The sequence below is a fragment of the Orrella marina genome (assembly GCF_003058465.1).
Classification (GTDB): domain Bacteria; phylum Pseudomonadota; class Gammaproteobacteria; order Burkholderiales; family Burkholderiaceae_B; genus Algicoccus; species Algicoccus marinus.
This window is the reverse complement of the sequence record NZ_CP028901.1, coordinates 1,166,793-1,183,360: the sequence shown is the minus strand read 5'-3', so window position 1 is coordinate 1,183,360 and position 16,568 is coordinate 1,166,793. Positions and strand designations below refer to the sequence as shown.

Genomic DNA, 16,568 nt, shown 5'->3' with positions numbered 1-16,568 from the left:
CTGCGGTAGCGGGCATCAGAAAGATGTGTTTTATGGTCTTGCGTTCTGGTCAGGCGTTCTGGCGTACGGGTATTCAGATGCTCTGGTCGGATTATCTGCGCTGACCGGGTTTATGAAATTTCTGGGGTACGGGTTGTTCAAGCATGTTGTGATCTTGGTGATACATGGCAAACGCACATAAATCGATCGATGCGACCGCGGCTTCCCTGATGTTGCTGCTGTGTGTGATCTGGGGTGCCCAGCAGTCTGTCATCAAACTGGTGGCTGACGATATGTCCCCTACTTTGCAGATCGCACTGCGTTCCGGAATCGGCATGCTGCTCATCGGCGTGGTGATGCTACGCCAGCGGGTGTCGTTTGCCCTGCACAAAGGCCCCTGGAAAGCTGGCCTGCTCGCGGGTGGCATGTTCGCGGTCGAGTTCCTGTTCATTGGCGAGGGGTTGCGTTACACCTCTGCCTCACACATGGTCGTGTTTCTGTACACATCCCCGATCTTCACCGCGCTGGGACTGCATTTTCTGCTGCCCGAGGAACGTCTCTCGCGCGCGCAATGGCTCGGAATCGGCATGTCGTTTGGCGGTATCGTAGTTGCCTTTCTGAGTGGGTTTCTGGTCCCGCAGTGGGATGCCGACATCCTGCTGGGGGACACGTTTGGTCTGCTGGCCGGTGCCATCTGGGGGCTGACTACGGTAGTGCTGCGCTGCACCCGTTTGAACCAGATCCCGGCGACCCAGACCACCCAGTATCAGCTTGGTTCGGCATTTGTCGGGTTGCTGATTGCATCGGCTTTCATGGGACAGCTCGAGGTCAACTGGACCCCGGCAGTGGTGTCTGCTGTTGTCGCTCAGGGTGTGCTGGTTGCATTTTTTACGCTTTTGATCTGGTTCTGGTTACTGACTTCCTATAACGCATCCCAGTTGGCATCCTTCTCGTTTTTGACGCCCATCTTTGGCGTTGCTTTTGGTGTGCTGCTGCTCGACGAGCCTCTGGATATAAACTTTGTCATTGGATCGGCCATGGTGATCCTTGGCGTGGCAATTGTGAATCATCCGCGTTCGCGGGCTGGATCTGCCATCAAGGATGCACCTTCTCGAACAAGGAAACGTTGAAACATGTGTCTGGCTGTTCTGGCGCTTGCATGTCCACAAGGACAGCGAAATCTGTCTTCCGAGCTTTCTCAGACCTATCTGAATGAGTCGGATCGCAACGAGATGGACTGGAACTGGGTGGTTGTGGCCAACCGGGATGAGGTGCACGACCGTCCAAGTACGGATATGCAGCCCTGGGATGATGATCCGCAGATTCTGGCCGGGCGCGACCTGAAAGCCGGCGGAAGCTGGCTTGGAGTTCACACGGACGGACGTTTTGCGTTGCTGACCAATTACCGTGAGCCTGGTAAACAACGCGCTGACGCACCATCCAGAGGCTTTCTGGTCGAGCAGTTTCTTCGTCAGTCTGTCACACCCGAAACGTATCTCGACGCACTCAACCCGATCTCGCAGCAGTACAACGGGTTCAATCTGCTAATTGGACGGGATGGTGACTGGTGGCATGCCTCGAATCGCTTACCGGGCTGGAAGCAACTGATCGGATGGCAAGAAACATCTCGTTCACCATCCGCATCAGACCCGGTTGTCTCGGCGTACGGATTGTCCAACGCCCTGTTCGACACGCCATGGCCCAAAGTGATTCGAACACGTGAGGCGGTTTATCAACGGCTACTAGATGGCCGGATCAGTCTCGACGTGCTTGCCGACGCAATGCGCGACTGTGAGCCGGCACCGGATGTTGAGCTGCCCAGAACTGGGCTGGCTCTCGACCGTGAGCGTCTGTTGTCCTCACCGTTCATTCTGAGTCCGGAGTATGGCACGCGTTGTACTACGGTCGTGATGCAAAAGCGTGATGGATCCATCCTGGCTCAGGAAACCACGTACTTTCCAGATGGACGGACAAAGAACCGTTCTGGCTGGTGTACGCAGGGTGACACCTGGTCGCGGATCGAAGTTTGACATCTTCCTGCCCCTGGCCACGTGACCGGGAGTTCCTGCTCTTGTGACTGACTCAGTCGCGCGAGAATGCACGACCGTTAAAGTCGACCGTTACGAGGTTTCCGTCAAGCTGCCCCATGCCTGGCGCATTGGTCGGCATGCCTGGTGCGGCAACACCTTTGATCGACGGATCGGTCAGCATTTTCCGAACAGCGTTGGCTGGCACATGGCCCTCAATCACCTGCCCCGTCTCATGAATCACGGCCGTGTGGCATGAACCGAGTGCTGGGGGCACCCCGAGCCGGGCTTTGTGAGCGACGACATCCTGGGTCTTGATCTGGGTGACCTTGAACCCCTCATCACGCATGTGGTCAACCCAGCCGGTACAACAGCCACAGTTCGGATCCTGATACACAGTCAGATGGGTTGTCTGCTGCATTGTGGGCTGCGTTGATTGCGCCAGGCTGGACGCAAACGCGAGACTGGCACTTCCCATCAGTGTCACCATCGCAAGTAGCCAGCCCATTCGTCCCGCGAGCGCAAGGCAGTCAATCTGCGGGAATTTCTTGATTCCAGACATACTGAATCTCATACACAAAATCTCATTTGAAAAAAACATCTGAAAATTTCAATCTTGTCAATGACTTAAACTGATTTGACCGGAACGTCTGAACGCTATTCAGACTATCTTTCCCTGTTGACTTGTCAAGTTCTGTGTAGTCAGACATCAAGGCGCCAATCAATCTGATCAGTACTGTAACAACCGATGCTGAGACAGGTACAAATTACCCCAGACCACCTCACACATTTCTGGCTCACCGGTCCGGTATGGGCCAGGCATTGTGCAAGGCTCGGACATCCCGTCGCGTGGGTCCAGATCTGGTCTGCACCATGGCGGCTGGCACTCCCAGTACGCGTGCGCCCGGGATGTCTGCCTGCTCGCAATACTGTCCCTGTCCGCTGGAGTCAGCCTCGTCAATCACCACAAAACACCGGTCATGCCGGGCTGGTTCATAAGGGTGTCCACCAGTGAACGCACCAAAGGCAGGCAGGATGCAACCATCGGGACGTACGACAAACCCTTTGAGCCTGATTCGCTCCCCCGTCTGGCCCTTGAGTACCAGAACAGGATGGAGATGGCCCGCAAGCCAGAATGTAGTCTGCGAGGATGCGTCCTGTAGTGAGCCCTTTGGTTGCGGGTCCTGCGGTAGCGTCATCTCGGGTGCATGCCTGCAGGCGAATGGTCCGACTGTGTACGGTTCGTTCACGACCTCAATGCCAAGTGATGACTCTGGATCACCTGCATGATCATCATGGTTACCCCGAATGAGGATGATCGAGAGCTCCGGATGCCGGGCCCGCCATTGCCGCAGAGCGTTGAGCGTTCCCTGTGCCCTGTGAACAGCTGCTGAGTGCAGAAAGTCCCCCAGCACAATTAGCCGTTTTGCCTGACTGGCTGACAAGGCCATGGAAAGCCTGGATAGTGTTGTCGAGGTCGTGCCTGTAGGCACGGGTTGTCCTTGTTGCCGGTAACTGGCCGCCTTACCCAGGTGGACGTCGGCGACAAACAGTGTCGACTGGGCTGGCCAGTAAAGTGTCCCGTGGGGCATCAGCCATACGTTTTCTGTCTGGCTTTGTCCGGCAATCTGAATCTGGCACCAGCCGCTACGGAGCAAGGTGGCCACTGTGCGGGATCTGTCTGGCGGTACGGCTGGCGATGTGGTGGACGCAGTAGTAGATGTTTCAGGCGATTCTGGCATGTGTTTCAGGTGCTCCGGAATTCGTTGTTTCGATTTTGTCGGCGCGCGGATGCAAGTCAGTCTTGCACTCGGTCAATTGTCTTCGTGCGCGGTGTCTTTCTGGTTCGCATCGACCTGCGCCGCTTGCCGGATGGACCAGATCGACTCTGGCGGTGTCCATTGCTGTCCGGGCCTGATGAGCCTGAGTGGTCAGGCATCTGCTCGACTTCCTGTAACGCACCTGCTTCTCGCAACATGCGGGTGACCCGGTCTGCAAGTTTCTCGGACGACAACCGCTGACTGAGTCGCTGCACAACCAGCCCAAATCCGAACGGTGTGGGTTTGCTGGTACTGGTGGCCACGAATGGTTGATCGCGGATGCGTGTGAGCACTGACGACAGGCCAGGCAGATCAAACTCCAGCGTCAGCACCTCCTGCATCGCCTGATGTAACAGACGGTTGTCAGGGTCGTAGGCCTCAAAGACCTTGTAAAAAAGCTGTGAAGACGCCTGAACCTGCCGCGCTGACTTCTTCTGACCGGGAAATCCCTGAAACACCAGCCCCGAAATTCGTGCAATCTCCCGAAAGCGCCGCTGCGCAAGCTCCGAGGCATTGACGCTGGCCTGCAGGTCAGACACCAACCGGGATTCGTCAAAGAGGTCAGGTGTCAGGTGCTGCTGTGCGTCCAATGGTTGGTTACACAGCAACTCAAGTCCGTAATCGTTGACCGACACCGAAAACGTTCGTGGCGACTTTTTTGCCAGTCGCCAGGCGAGCAGGCTGGCCAGCGCGAGATGAACGCGGCGCCCGGCCATGGGGTAGATAAACCAGTGCCAGCCTTCCCGGGATCGCATTTGCTCAATCAGGAGTCGCTCATGAGAAGGCAGCCCGGTCATCTCATGTTGTGTGGCCAGCAGCGGTCTGAGCGCGTGCCATGCCTGATCGGGCGTGCAGACAATGTGGCGCTCGGCCTCTGGCTCAGTCGTGCCGGGTTCGTCTGCATGGACGTCAGTATGATGATTGTCAGTCTGATGCTCTCTGTTCAGGTCAGCGTATTGCGCAAGGCGCCTGGCCATGGCCTGAGACAACTCCCCGGAGAGCGGCATGCTGCCACCCTCCCAGCGAGGCATGGCTGCGCGGCTAGCCTGGACCCGCCGAACGTAGACGGTCATGTCCTGCACCCGGACAAGCTCGAAAACCCGTCCCCCAAACACAAAACATTCTCCTGGCTTGAGCCTTGCCACAAACCCTTCTTCTATCTGGCCCAGTGCCGCACCGCCTGCCTTGCGGGTCCAGAAGCGTATCTGCATCATGGCGTCTGAGACGATCGTGCCGATGTTCAGTCGATGGCGCAAGGCCAGTCGTCGATCAGTGACTCGCCATAGCGTCTGCAGACCGGTTTGTGTGCTGGAGGGTACATCCGAAACATCCGGCACATCCCTCACGCCTCGCACGCCTCGCACGACTCGCTGATAATCGGGATAGGCACCAAGCGATTCTCCTCCGGTGGTGACAAACGCCAGCGCCCACGCCCAGGCCTGCTTGTCCAGATGCCGGTAAGCCCAGGTCTGGCGAATCTCGTCATATAGTGCTTGCGGTTCAAACCCGCCACCCAGCCCAACGGTTACGAGATGCTGCACCATCACATCCATTGGTGCCAGCGGGCTTTGGCGCGCTTCAATGGCGTACGCCTGTACGGCATCGTGCGCTGCAACCGCCTCGAGTGCTTCAAGTGCATGGGTGGGTACCAGTCCGATTCTGGGCTGACCGTCTGGCGAGTGACCGCTGCGGCCCGCGCGCTGTAAAAGGCGGGCCACGCCTTTGCATGAGCCAATCTGAAACACCTGTTCGACGGCCGTAAAATCCACACCCAGGTCCAGACTCGAGGTGCAGACCACCGCCTTGAGTGATCCATTGCGGATACCCTGTTCGACCCACTGGCGCACACTGGCATCGAGCGACCCGTGATGCAAAGCGATGAGACCTGCCAGTGACGGGTCGGCCTCCAGGAGCGCTTGATACCAGCGCTCGGTCTGGGCTCGGGTGTTGACAAACACCAGCGAACTGGTTGCTGCACGGATGCGCTGCGCGAGAACGCCAGCCATCGCATACCCCATCTGTCCGGACCACGCAAACCGCGGCAAACTGGCTGGCAACATCACATCAATGATGGGCGTTTTTGAACAGTTTGAATCGATTGTCCGTCCTGTAGAGCTTGTCGCTCTTGTGGATCGTGATGTGCGAGCAGTCTGGAAACCTGGGGCGCTGATCAGACAAGACCGGCCAGCGGTGTCAGTTGTGCTGTTGGTGCTTGCAATGGCATCAGGTAGCAGCGCTTCAAGCGCATGCTCCAGATTGCCTAGTGTGGCTGACATGCCCCACACCAGCAGTTTCGGGTTCCAGCGGGTCAGCCTGGCCAGCGCAAGCTGCACCTGAACGCCGCGTTTGCTGCCCACCAATTCATGCCACTCATCGACGATCACCACCGCGATACGCGACAGACGCGTCTGCGCATTCGCTTGTGTCAGCATGAGCGAGAGACTTTCCGGGGTGGTCACCAGCGCATCTGGCCAGGCTTTGGCTTGTCTGGTTCGTACCGATGCCTGCGTGTCCCCGGTTCGAGTCTGGACGGTCCAGTCCGGGCAAAGATCCGCCGCACTGGACTGCAATGCCCGAAAACTATCCTGAGCCAGTGCACGCATCGGGGTGATCCAAAGCACTTTGAGTTCTGCCGAGCGTTCTGTCTGCTTTCTTGCCCCCTTCCCTGTCCTGATCGACGCTTCCTGCCGTTCGCAAACCTGCAAAGCTCCAAGCCAGCAAGCAAGCGTCTTGCCCGAACCAGTGCCCGCGTGCAGCAGTCCGCTGCGTGCCTTGAGCATGGCTTGCCACACCTCTCGCTGGAACCCGAAGGGCTGATGTCCGCGATCGGCAAACCACTGCTCGATTCGGGCCTGCAAAGGTGTCAGATATCTCTGGGGTGGTGGCATCCTGGCTTGCAATGCTGTGTGTTCAAGCGTCGCGGCTGATGTCATGGCATGAGGGCTCTGAGCGTGAAGATGCTGTCGGCTTCGCTTGCAGGCTTGTCTTTTCTCCAGCGCAACATCCTGGAAAACCGCAGGGCCACACCGCTCTTGTGGCGTGCGCTTGCCGCAATTCCTTCAAATCCGATCTCGAAAACCAGAGCCGGATCCACCTTGCGTACCGGACCAAACGATTGCTGGGTCGACTTCTTGATGATGGCGTCTACCTCACGGATCTCGGCGTCATTGAGTCCGGAGTAGGCTTTGGTGACGGGTATCAGTGTCCGTTGCGGATCACCTGGCGGAGCGCTCCAGACGCCGAAGGTGTAGTCGGTGTAAAGACCGGCACGCCGGCCATGACCGCGCTGGGCATAGATCAGGACAGCATCCACGGTCATCGGATCGCACTTGAACTTGTACCAGGGACCACTGGCGCGCGTGCGTCCCATGCCGTAGTGTCCCTGGGCTGCCTTGAGCATCAGCCCTTCCACGCCCAGATCACGTGCTCTGGATTGCCATGGTTCGAGTTCTGACCAGTCAGCAAGCGCGATCTGCGCCGATAGACGCCATGGTTCATGCCATGGCCCTGTTCTCTGTGTGTTTGCCTGCCGGTCTGCCGGTTCAGCGCAACAATGCAGGATCACCTCCTCAAGTCTGGCTTTGCGCGCCAGCAAAGGCTGACTGCGCCAGTCCTGGCCTTCAGACTCCAGCAGGTCATAGGCCATCACCGTGACCGGGAGTTCGCGCATCAGGCGGGCACTGACCTGGCGCCGGCCAAGTCGTCGTTGCAACGCGGCAAAGGGCTGTGGCCGGTCCTGCTCCGACGGCCATACCAGCAGTTCACCATCAATGACCGTGCCTTCGGGCAGTTTTCGGGCGTATTCACAGACTTCCGGGAACTGCTCGCTGATGAGTTCTTCGCCACGCGACCACACCCACACCTCACCACGCCGGCGTATGATCTGGGCACGGATACCATCCCACTTCCATTCCGCCCACCAGTTTTCCGGTGGACCGAGTTGTGTCTGGACGGACTCATCTTTCTTGACTGGCCAGGGATGCGCCAGAAAGAACGGATAAGGTTGCCCTGATGTCAGTTCACTGACGTCGCTGGCGTGCGTACTGAGCAGCATCTCGTAGCGACTGGCACTGGGCCAGACTGGTTTACCACTGGCCGAGCCGTTGTTGCTGAGGTATCCCGTCATTCTTTGTGCCACCTGTGTGGTCTCGAGTCCGCATAGTCCGGCCAGTGCCCGCACGACAGTCTGGCGTGAGACGCCGACTCGCAATCCTCCAGTCAGTAACTTGAGACTCACAAAACGGGTGGCACTATCCCAGCCAGACAGTGCGTGCTCCAGCATGGCCTGACGCGTCTGCTCAGGATTTTCCTCTGCAGCGGCAGGCGTTAGTCGCGTCTCTGGGGCAGAACCTGAGATAGAACATGCTGCAGTGGCCGTTCTGGCAGATGGTGTCGCGGCGAGTAGATGGGCTTCGATCCACTGGGCAAGGTTCTCGTTGCGCCCGGTGTCCTTTTCTGGCCATAGCAGGGAAACTGTTTCGGCCAGATCACCCACGGATTGATAACACTCTTCGAATAGCCAGGGAGCCAGCCCGCTACGTTTGATGGCCAACTCACGCAAGACGGTCGTGTTCACCCGTCGGCGCAGCTTGCCCGCCCCCAGAAAGTAGATCGCCCAGGCGGCATCCGCGGCCGGTGTCTGCTCCAGATAGGCAACGATGGCCTGTATCTTGCGCTGCGTTGAGGTGGTGCTGTCGAGCGCCTGATACAGTTGTGCAAACCGCCTCATGTGTCATCCTCCTGGCCGTATTCAGTTTCGAATCGCTGGGCTTGCCAGCCATTCTCGTTGAGCCAGCGGATCAGCACTGATGCACTGCCGTGGGTCACGATCACACGTTGAGCGTCAGTGGCTTCAATCGCCTTGACAAGGCTGGGCCAGTCTGCGTGATCGGACATGACGAATCCCCGGTCCAGTGCGCGCCGGCGACGTGTGCCGCGAATCTGCATCCAGCCGCTCGCCATCGCATCGCTGAATGCACCAAGGCGTGCGGCCCAGGACTTTGAGGAGGGTTGCCGGCTGCGGCCAGCGGTTGCCGAGCTTGTTGCCGAGTCTGGTGCTGCGCTTTGTATGACGGCTGATGGTGGCGCAAGCACCAGCGCGCCACGCAGGCTTTGTGTATCGAGATCCTCGATATGCCGGGTTTCGGGTAGCGTGATCCCCTCATTCCGATACACCTGGTTCAGCGCGTCAAATGCCCTGTGGGTCACGATCGGTCCGATGCCGGACTCAAGTCCGGCCAGAATGCGCTGGCCCTTTCCGAGTGAATAAGCATAGAGCAGGCTGGTCTGATTGTGCCGCGCATTGTGTTGCCACCACTGGTTGATCTGTTGCATGGTGAATGCCGGATCCTGCCAGCGATAGACCGGTAACCCGAAGGTCGATTCAGTTACAAACGTGTGGCACCGAACAGGTTCAAACGCGGCGCAAGTCGGGTCATGATCGAGTTTATAGTCGCCCGACAGCACCCACACTTCGCCCCGGTACTCCAGTCGGACCTGTGCCGACCCGAGCACATGACCCGCCGGATGCAGGCTGATCCTGACGCCATTGTGCTCAATGGCTTGTCCGTAGGGCAAAGTATGTAGCCGGATGGCGCCGAGCCGGGTCCGCAGGATGCTCGCACTGCTGGCAGTTGCCAGATAGTGTGCATGTCCGGTGCGTGCATGATCGGCATGGCCGTGGGTGATGACTGCACGTTCGACTGGTCGCCAGGGGTCGATGTAAAAGTCACCTGGCCGGCAGTACAGCCCTTCAGGCCGGGCGATTACCAGATCCATTCCCGGCGCCATTTGATGCGTCCTGTGAGGCTGTCTGGCTGGCGTGATGAAGGTCTCCTGGGGTTTGGCCAAACTGGGGAAATGTCTGTTTCAGCGTGGCGTGTCTGGTGTTTTTGCCGGGTATACGGAATGGGTGATGCGTGCACTCCGGAACCCGCCTTGCCAGAAATTGCGGTTTTGCATGTCAACATTTTGTCGGGTGTATTTTTGCTAAGTTGCCGGTTGTTCAGGTACAGATTGTTCAAGTTCTCCTGTGGAGGTCGATGCTACGAATACGGACAGGCTGGCGACGGGCAAAACGGATATGACTGCCAATGGGTCCCCCAAGGGATTATCAGGGGGGGTTGCATTATCAGTACTGATTTTAAAATCAGATTATATTTGGCAAATAATCAGTTAGCCAGCACTTGGTTAGCCAACACTTGGTTAGCCAGCACTTGCCGGTTGATTTTCTGGTTGCTGTGCGTGTTGGCTTGCCTGCCTGTCTGGATAGTGGCTTGCCTTGCTGTCGCCATCCTCCTGTCGACTCTGGTACTGGTTTTCATTCTTGCACGGACCCGGACGGTGAGTCTTGCAGTGACCCTTGCCCCTGCCCTGACATTTGACGCGATTTTTGTCTGACATCTCTTTGACCAATCCCCCAGGTATCTCCTTCAAAAACCCTGCCTCGCCCTACGATCAGGCCGCCTGGGCTGTGTTGAGTGCCGTGGTCCAGACCGGTGCGATCTGACCGGATTTTGACCCGACATTGATTAGGAGAGATCTCATGCAGACTGCGCAGCGGCCCATCGGGTATCTGATCTGGTGGTTCTCCAGCACATTTCAAAATGCTGTATATTTACACATATACTGATTTTTTAATCAGATACTTTTTGATCAGATCGTGTTCAGGTTGCTGAGACGACAAGTCTGGCCTGGAGAGTCCTGTTTATGCAGCTGGCTGGTCCAGATTCGTTCAGCCTTGTTCAGGCTGGTTCAGTCAATCTGAATCGGTTACTCGGATTCAACGTGTATTCAACGAGTTTCAGCCGGATCGAGTGCAACCTGACTGAGCCCGGTCACAACCCCGGACACCTCCCGCCTTGAACCGTGCATGCGCAAGCACACGTGTCAACGATGCCACAAGGCGACTGGTGTTCCCTGATAAACAAGGACAACCATGCTCCAGAGTGCTGATCTTCACCGTGATGTCTGGCGGGCTAGCGACCGGGCACATGCAACTGTTGCAACTGTGCCAGCCGGACACGCTGCGCTGTCTGCATGGCTGCCCGATGAGGGCTGGCCGCTTGGACAGCTGATCGAGATTCTGACTGACCGCCCAGGCTGTGGTGAGCTGAGTCTGCTGGTGCCGGCCATGCTGGCTCTGTCTGGCAAGTGCCCGATTGTTTTATTGCGCCCTCCTCTGATCCCCAACATGCAGGCCTGGCAGCAGTGGCAGATCGACCTGCACCGGCTCTGGTGGATTCAGCCCGCCGGGCTGCATGATGCCTGGTGGAGTGCTGAGCAGATTCTGCGTAGCCAGTGTGCTGCCGCCCTGTTGTGCTGGGCAGATCCCATCGATGCCCGGTTGCTCAGACGTCTGCATCTGAGCGCACAGGCGAGCGACACCCTGTTCGTGATGTTTCGTCCACGTGACAGCGCCAGTCTGTTTTCACCGGCGGTGCTGCGCCTGGAACTGATTGCAGACTCAGCACAAGGCCCGTCTTTGCGACTGCTCAAGTCTCGAGGGCCCAAGCCGGCACACGATATTTCACTCAGAGGCGAACCGGGCTCTGTGTCGACCATGTGTACCACTGACAGCAGCCCGTCTGCCGAGACCGGCGCTCGATCGAACCCGCAAACGGTGTGTGACGTCCCGGATCGCCGGTCTGCACGAGCGGGATTGCGTGCTGTCGAACGCAGTCAGGTGGTGTGATTGCATATGTTCTGGATTGCCATTCGCCCGCCGATCTGTCCTGAGTCCGTGCGCACGACACTGACGCGGATTGCGCTGGATGTGACGTCACAGTGTGTCTGGCATGATCGCGATACGCTACTCATGGATGTCACCGCCAGTGTGCGGTTGTTTGGCGGTTTGCGCAGCTTGCGAGCCGAACTGCGACGTACTCTGATGCAGGAACTCGGTGGCGCTTTCAGTGGCGTTGTCAGTGATCCTCTTCATGGTGACACGGTTGATGAGGTGCCTGCTGCCCGGACAGCATCCAGTGCACAGGTGGCTTGCGGGCCGATCACGGTGAGCATCAGCATCAGTGCCATGGGGGCGTGGCTGCTGGCACAGTCACACGTCAAAGCCACCAGGGTTGAGCCGTTTCAGCACTGGCAGCAATGGTATTACGCGCTTTCACTCGGACGGCTGCGCCAGCTGACCGATGCCCTGCCCGTTTCCAGGTTGCCGGTCTGCAAGCCCTACCTGAAGTGGTTTCAGGGAATCGGCTGCACTTCAATTGGCGCCTTGCGCAGACTACCCCGAGCCCAGTTGCAGGCACGGACCGAGGTTGGTGTTCTTGCGGCCCTGGATCAGGTCGATGCCCTCGCCGTCTGGCCGTATCGCAGTTGCGAGATGCCCGAGCACTTTGTGGTGCGCCGCAGTCTGGACGAGCCCGTCCAGCACGCAGGGTTGCTGCAGGTCCGTCTGCACCCGTTACTGCAGCAGATGTGTCAGTGGTTGCAACAGCATCACTGGGCGGCGAGTGTCTGGGAAGTACGACTGTTTCATGCCGGACGGCGCAAACGTCAGCCACCTAGCCGTTTACGACTGGCGATGGCCGAGCCTGGCTGGCACTTTGAGCATCTGGCTTACCTGCTTGATGTCAGATTGCAGGCCTGGCAGTTGCCAGCGCCCGTCACGGATCTGATGGTTCTGAGTCATACCGTCGAGCCGCGTCAGTTGCACAACCCGAGCCTGTTCGCCGATGACCTGACTCGGCAACAGGATCTTCGCAGGACACTTGATACGCTGCGAACCCGACTCGGCGACGATGCCATCCGTATCGTTGCCCCTCGGCCAGACTATCGGCCTGAACGCGCCAACCACTGGTGTCGTGCAGATACCACCGCCCGGATCAGCCGGTCTGATATGGATAGCGTGTCGTCAGACGTTTCAGGGCGTGCGCCCGCAACGGTTGTCAGCGAGCACCACAGTCCATCCTGGCTTTTGCACGCACCGCAAGCGCTTTCGATACGGGACGATCGCCCCTGGCGCAACGGAGGGCCTTTGCAGCTCCTGTACGGCCCATATCGGGTGGAAACCGGATGGTGGGATCATCAGCCTGTGCAGCGGGACTATTTTGTGGCATGTGATCCACAGGCTCGGCATTACTGGATCTATCGCGAGCGCACCCGTGAGGGTCTGCTGTGGTATCTGCACGGTCTGTTCGGGTAATCCGTGCTCTGTGTTGTTCTGTTTCGCATGGGTTTTTTTATTTGTTGCTTTGCTTTCACAAATAGGTCGAACGTCTGATGCGCCCGATTTCCTCGCTCCCTGAATACGCTGAACTGCACTGCCAGAGCTACTTCAGCTTTCTGACCGGGACCAGTGCGCCCGAAGCACTGGTCGAACGTGCCCATGCGCTTGGTTATCAGGCCTTGGCACTGACCGACGAGTGTTCCATGGCAGGAGTGGTGCGCGCATACAGTCAGGCACGTCAACATTCGCTCAAACTCGTCATTGGTTCAACTTTCGCCGTGCATGCGCGCGAGACAGGTGAGCACGATGTCAATGGGTCAGGTCATGCCGAGCCCTGGCGGGTCACGGTGCTGGCCATGGATCACGCCGGGTACGCGCAGTTGTGCCAGGCGATTTCCGATGCGCGATCCCGTGCTGGTAAAGGCAGCTACCGGATGTGGATTGATGATCTGGACGCGCTGCAGAACTGTCTGGCAATTGTCCTGCCACCGCCGGTCAACAGCTTGAATGCATTACAAGCCGGTTTGCACTGTCTGGTGCCACGGTTCGAATCCAGACTGTGGGTGGGCCAGAGCCTGCTGCTACATGCGAGCCAGTCTGTCTGGCGTGCCAGGGTGCAAACCATAGCCGATGACTTCGGGTTACCTTGCGTGGCGCTGGGGATGGTGTTGATGGCCCGGCGTAGCGAGAAACCGCTGCAGGATGTGGTGACGGCCATCCGGCTGGGCAAGCCGGTTGGCGAGTGCGGCTACGCACTGACGCCCAATGCAGAACAGCACCTGCGTAGCAAGGTGCGTCTGGCCCAGCTTTATCCTGAACAGTGGTTAAGGGCAACGATCGACATTGCCGAGCGTTGCCAGTTCTCGCTTGACAGTCTGCGTTACGAGTATCCCGAGGAGATTGTGCCGTCGGGTTACACGCCTGACGTATACCTGCGCGAACAGACCTGGCTTGGTGCACAGAAGCGCTATCCAGAGGGCATCCCCAGAGCTGTTCACGACCAGATCCGGCATGAGCTCGATCTGATTGCCGAACTGGGCTATGCATGCTACTTCCTGACGGTATATGACGTGGTGCGGTTTGCCCGCCAGGCCGGCATTCTTTGTCAGGGGCGAGGTTCGGCTGCCAACTCGGCTGTGTGTTACTGCCTGGGCATCACCGAGGTCGATCCCGTCAATGGCAACCTGCTGTTTGAGCGCTTCATCAGCCGTGAGCGCAACGAGCCGCCTGACATCGATGTGGATTTTGAGCATCAGCGACGTGAAGAGGTTATCCAGTACATCTATGCGCGCTACGGGCGGGATCGGGCCGCCCTGACCGCGGTGGCCATCACTTACCGGCCACGCAGTGCACTGCGAGATGTGGGCAAGGCGCTCGGAGTCGATCGGGCCCTGATTGATCATGTGGCGCAGTCGGTTGCCTGGTGGGAGCGATCTCAAGCTCTTGATACGCTGCATGAGCGGTTGCCCGGCCTGATCGATCCCGGCCTGATCGATCCCGGGCTGCTGAGCCAGTGGATGGCGTTGTCGCGGGCTTTGCTGGGGTCTGTGCGGCATCTGTCTCAGCATCCGGGAGGTTTTGTGCTGTCACAACAGCGACTCTCGAGCCTGGTGCCGATCGAGCCTGCCAGCATGCCTGGACGCAGTGTGGTGCAGTGGGACAAGGATGACCTGGATACACTCGGACTCATGAAAGTGGATGTGCTGGCGTTAGGGATGCTGAGCGCGATTCGCCGGGCACTGGCGCTCACCGCCTGGCGGCGCGGACTGCCCGAGTTTCGTATGCAGGATATTGCTCGTGATGATGCGGCGACATTCGAGATGATCAGCCGGGCGCAGACAGTAGGCGTGTTTCAGATCGAATCCCGGGCCCAGATGAGCATGCTGCCCAGGCTGCGGCCTGCATGCTTCTACGATCTGGTGATCGAGGTGGCGATTGTGCGTCCTGGCCCGATACAGGGGGGGATGGTGCATCCATTCTTGCGGCGTCGCCAGGGGCTAGAGCCCGTGACCTACCCCAGCCCGGATGTGCAGCGTGTGCTGGAGCGAACACTGGGTGTGCCGATATTTCAGGAACAGGTGATGGCTATTGCCATGGTGGCCGCCGGGTTTACCGCCGGCGAAGCCGACAGCTTGCGTCGAGCCATGGCCGCCTGGCGTCGCAAGGGTGGGCTCGAGCCGTTTCAGGACCGGCTGATCGGGGGGCTGCTGGCCAATGGCTACGACCCCGCATTTGCCCGTGCGGTCTATCATCAGATCGAAGGATTTGCCGAGTACGGATTTCCGGAAAGCCATGCTGCCAGCTTCGCCTGGCTGGCGTATGTGAGCGCGTGGCTTAAATGCCATGAACCCGAGGCATTTCTGGCGGCGTTGCTGAACTCGCAGCCGATGGGGTTTTACACGCCATCTCAACTGATTCAGGACGCTCGCCGGCAGGGTGTCGGGGTTTTACCGGTCGACGTCCAGCACAGTGACTGGCTGTGTACGCTGGAGTACGTATCATCGCCCAGCCCAGGTGGCTCCCGGCCGGCCGTGCGTCTGGGCATGAATCAGGTCAGGGGCCTGCAGACGCAAGCTGCACAGCGAATCGGACAGGCCCGCGTGCAGCCTGGTTCGTATACGCACAAAGTTGCATTTGAAAGCGTTCAGTCACTGGCGCTACGGGCGCAGCTTGACCGGGGAGCGCTCGAGCAACTGGCAGCAGCCGGAGCCTTGGCCAGTCTGACGGGCCACCGCCACCATGCCATGTGGGAGATTGCGGATGCGCCTGTTCGTGACAGTTTGCTGACACGTGCTGTGGCGATGCCTGACTCTGTCCACGCCCGGGCTGGTGGCCCGTCTGCAGTCGTCGCGGCGGATGCAGTTGTTGCTCCAGCCCCTGATTTTATTGACCCACCTACGCCACTTGAAGATCTGGTGGCTGACTACGTTCAGCTGGGTTATACCCTGGGTGCGCACCCCGTTAGCTACTTGAGATCCGGGCTTGCTGCCGTGCGTTATCTGTCGGCGAGTCAGTTGACGGGACGCTGGCATGGGCAGCTCTCACGTGCCTGCGGACTGGTTGTCATGCGTCAACGTCCACCAACGGCCAATGGCGTGATGTTTCTCACCCTCGAAGATGAAACCGGTAATGTGAATGTGATTCTGTACCCTGCTCTGGTTGAGCGCGAGCGTCATATGCTGCTGCACGCTCGGTTGCTGGGTGTGGTCGGAACCTGGCAGGCACACGATAGTACCTGTCACTTGCTGGCCGGGCGATTGGTGGATGAGACACCGCGTCTTGCTGCATTGCTGTCTGACAAGCGTGAGCAGAGTGGCCAGCAAAGTGAAGATGCTGGCCGAGCCGTAAAACCCGCAACGTTTGAAGTCTCCCGGCATGGTAGTTCAGGTGCCCCGTCTGAGGGACATTCAGATGATGGCGCCAGCCCAGGTCAAAGCGTCAAACTGTCCGGCGCGACTGACAGTTTGCGTGCGTTCGGTAACTTGCGCAGTCCGTACTGAGACAGATGGTCGGGAGGAGTTCCTTTCAGTCACCCCTCTTCTATTGACCCGCAGTCAT

At 58.6% G+C, this 16,568-nt stretch carries 10 protein-coding genes; 5 read left to right on the top strand and 5 right to left on the bottom strand.

Going from position 1 to position 16,568, the window contains the following annotated elements; all coding sequences use genetic code 11:
• The first annotated feature begins 164 nt into the window (after positions 1–164).
• Positions 165–1,109 carry a DMT family transporter gene (locus tag DBV39_RS05255; RefSeq protein ID WP_108620642.1) on the top strand — a complete coding sequence of 315 codons (945 nt, stop codon included), beginning with the start codon at positions 165–167 and terminating at the stop codon, positions 1,107–1,109.
• 3 nt (positions 1,110–1,112) lie between these two features.
• On the top strand, positions 1,113–2,009 hold the full coding sequence (locus tag DBV39_RS05250; protein ID WP_227870824.1) for an NRDE family protein: 897 nt from the start codon (positions 1,113–1,115) through the stop codon (positions 2,007–2,009).
• A 52-nt stretch (positions 2,010–2,061) separates the two neighbouring features.
• Here DBV39_RS05250 and DBV39_RS05245 read toward each other — a convergent pair whose 3' ends face one another.
• From DBV39_RS05245 to DBV39_RS05225, 5 genes are all read right to left on the bottom strand, one after another.
• Positions 2,062–2,427: a DUF411 domain-containing protein gene (locus DBV39_RS05245; protein ID WP_227870896.1), complete on the bottom strand. Its 366-nt coding sequence runs from the start codon at positions 2,425–2,427 to the stop codon at positions 2,062–2,064.
• Between the two features lie 376 nt (positions 2,428–2,803).
• On the bottom strand, positions 2,804–3,748 hold the full coding sequence (gene pdeM, locus DBV39_RS05240) for a ligase-associated DNA damage response endonuclease PdeM (RefSeq protein WP_108620641.1): 945 nt from the start codon (positions 3,746–3,748) through the stop codon (positions 2,804–2,806).
• A gap of 56 nt (positions 3,749–3,804) precedes the next feature.
• Positions 3,805–6,759 carry a DEAD/DEAH box helicase gene (locus DBV39_RS05235; protein ID WP_227870823.1) on the bottom strand — a complete coding sequence of 985 codons (2,955 nt, stop codon included), beginning with the start codon at positions 6,757–6,759 and terminating at the stop codon, positions 3,805–3,807.
• A complete protein-coding gene (locus DBV39_RS05230; RefSeq protein WP_108620640.1) occupies positions 6,756–8,555 on the bottom strand; it encodes an ATP-dependent DNA ligase in 1,800 nt (599 codons plus the stop codon). The genes DBV39_RS05235 and DBV39_RS05230 overlap by 4 nt, the downstream gene beginning before the upstream one ends.
• Positions 8,552–9,604, bottom strand: coding sequence for a ligase-associated DNA damage response exonuclease (locus DBV39_RS05225; RefSeq protein ID WP_108623101.1), 1,053 nt, complete (start codon positions 9,602–9,604; stop codon positions 8,552–8,554). Before DBV39_RS05225 ends, DBV39_RS05230 begins: the two co-directional genes overlap by 4 nt.
• Positions 9,605–10,763: 1,159 nt before the next feature.
• On the opposite strand from DBV39_RS05225, the gene imuA reads away from it, so the two are divergent.
• The 3 genes from imuA to DBV39_RS05205 all read left to right on the top strand — a co-directional run bounded on the left by imuA (position 10,764) and on the right by DBV39_RS05205 (position 16,510).
• Entirely contained in the window at positions 10,764–11,519 is a 756-nt protein-coding gene (gene imuA, locus DBV39_RS05215; RefSeq protein ID WP_108620638.1) for a translesion DNA synthesis-associated protein ImuA, read from the top strand.
• Positions 11,520–12,986 (top strand): DNA polymerase Y subunit UmuC family protein, encoded by a 1,467-nt coding sequence (locus DBV39_RS05210; RefSeq protein WP_159078816.1) that lies wholly within the window; start codon positions 11,520–11,522, stop codon positions 12,984–12,986.
• Between the two features lie 77 nt (positions 12,987–13,063).
• Positions 13,064–16,510, top strand: coding sequence for an error-prone DNA polymerase (locus DBV39_RS05205; RefSeq protein ID WP_108620636.1), 3,447 nt, complete (start codon positions 13,064–13,066; stop codon positions 16,508–16,510).
• The last annotated feature ends 58 nt before the right edge of the window (positions 16,511–16,568 follow it).

Excerpts from the sequence above, each read along its gene's own strand:
- DBV39_RS05255 (WP_108620642.1), top strand. The coding sequence starts at position 165 with ATGGCAAACGCACATAAATCGATCGATGCGACCGCGGCTTCCCTGATG.
- DBV39_RS05250 (WP_227870824.1), top strand. The coding sequence starts at position 1,113 with ATGTGTCTGGCTGTTCTGGCGCTTGCATGTCCACAAGGACAGCGAAAT.
- DBV39_RS05245 (WP_227870896.1), bottom strand. The coding sequence starts at position 2,427 with ATGCAGCAGACAACCCATCTGACTGTGTATCAGGATCCGAACTGTGGC.
- pdeM (WP_108620641.1), bottom strand. The coding sequence starts at position 3,748 with ATGCCAGAATCGCCTGAAACATCTACTACTGCGTCCACCACATCGCCA.
- DBV39_RS05235 (WP_227870823.1), bottom strand. The coding sequence starts at position 6,759 with ATGACATCAGCCGCGACGCTTGAACACACAGCATTGCAAGCCAGGATG.
- DBV39_RS05230 (WP_108620640.1), bottom strand. The coding sequence starts at position 8,555 with ATGAGGCGGTTTGCACAACTGTATCAGGCGCTCGACAGCACCACCTCA.
- DBV39_RS05225 (WP_108623101.1), bottom strand. The coding sequence starts at position 9,604 with ATGGATCTGGTAATCGCCCGGCCTGAAGGGCTGTACTGCCGGCCAGGT.
- imuA (WP_108620638.1), top strand. The coding sequence starts at position 10,764 with ATGCTCCAGAGTGCTGATCTTCACCGTGATGTCTGGCGGGCTAGCGAC.
- DBV39_RS05205 (WP_108620636.1), top strand. The coding sequence starts at position 13,064 with ATGCGCCCGATTTCCTCGCTCCCTGAATACGCTGAACTGCACTGCCAG.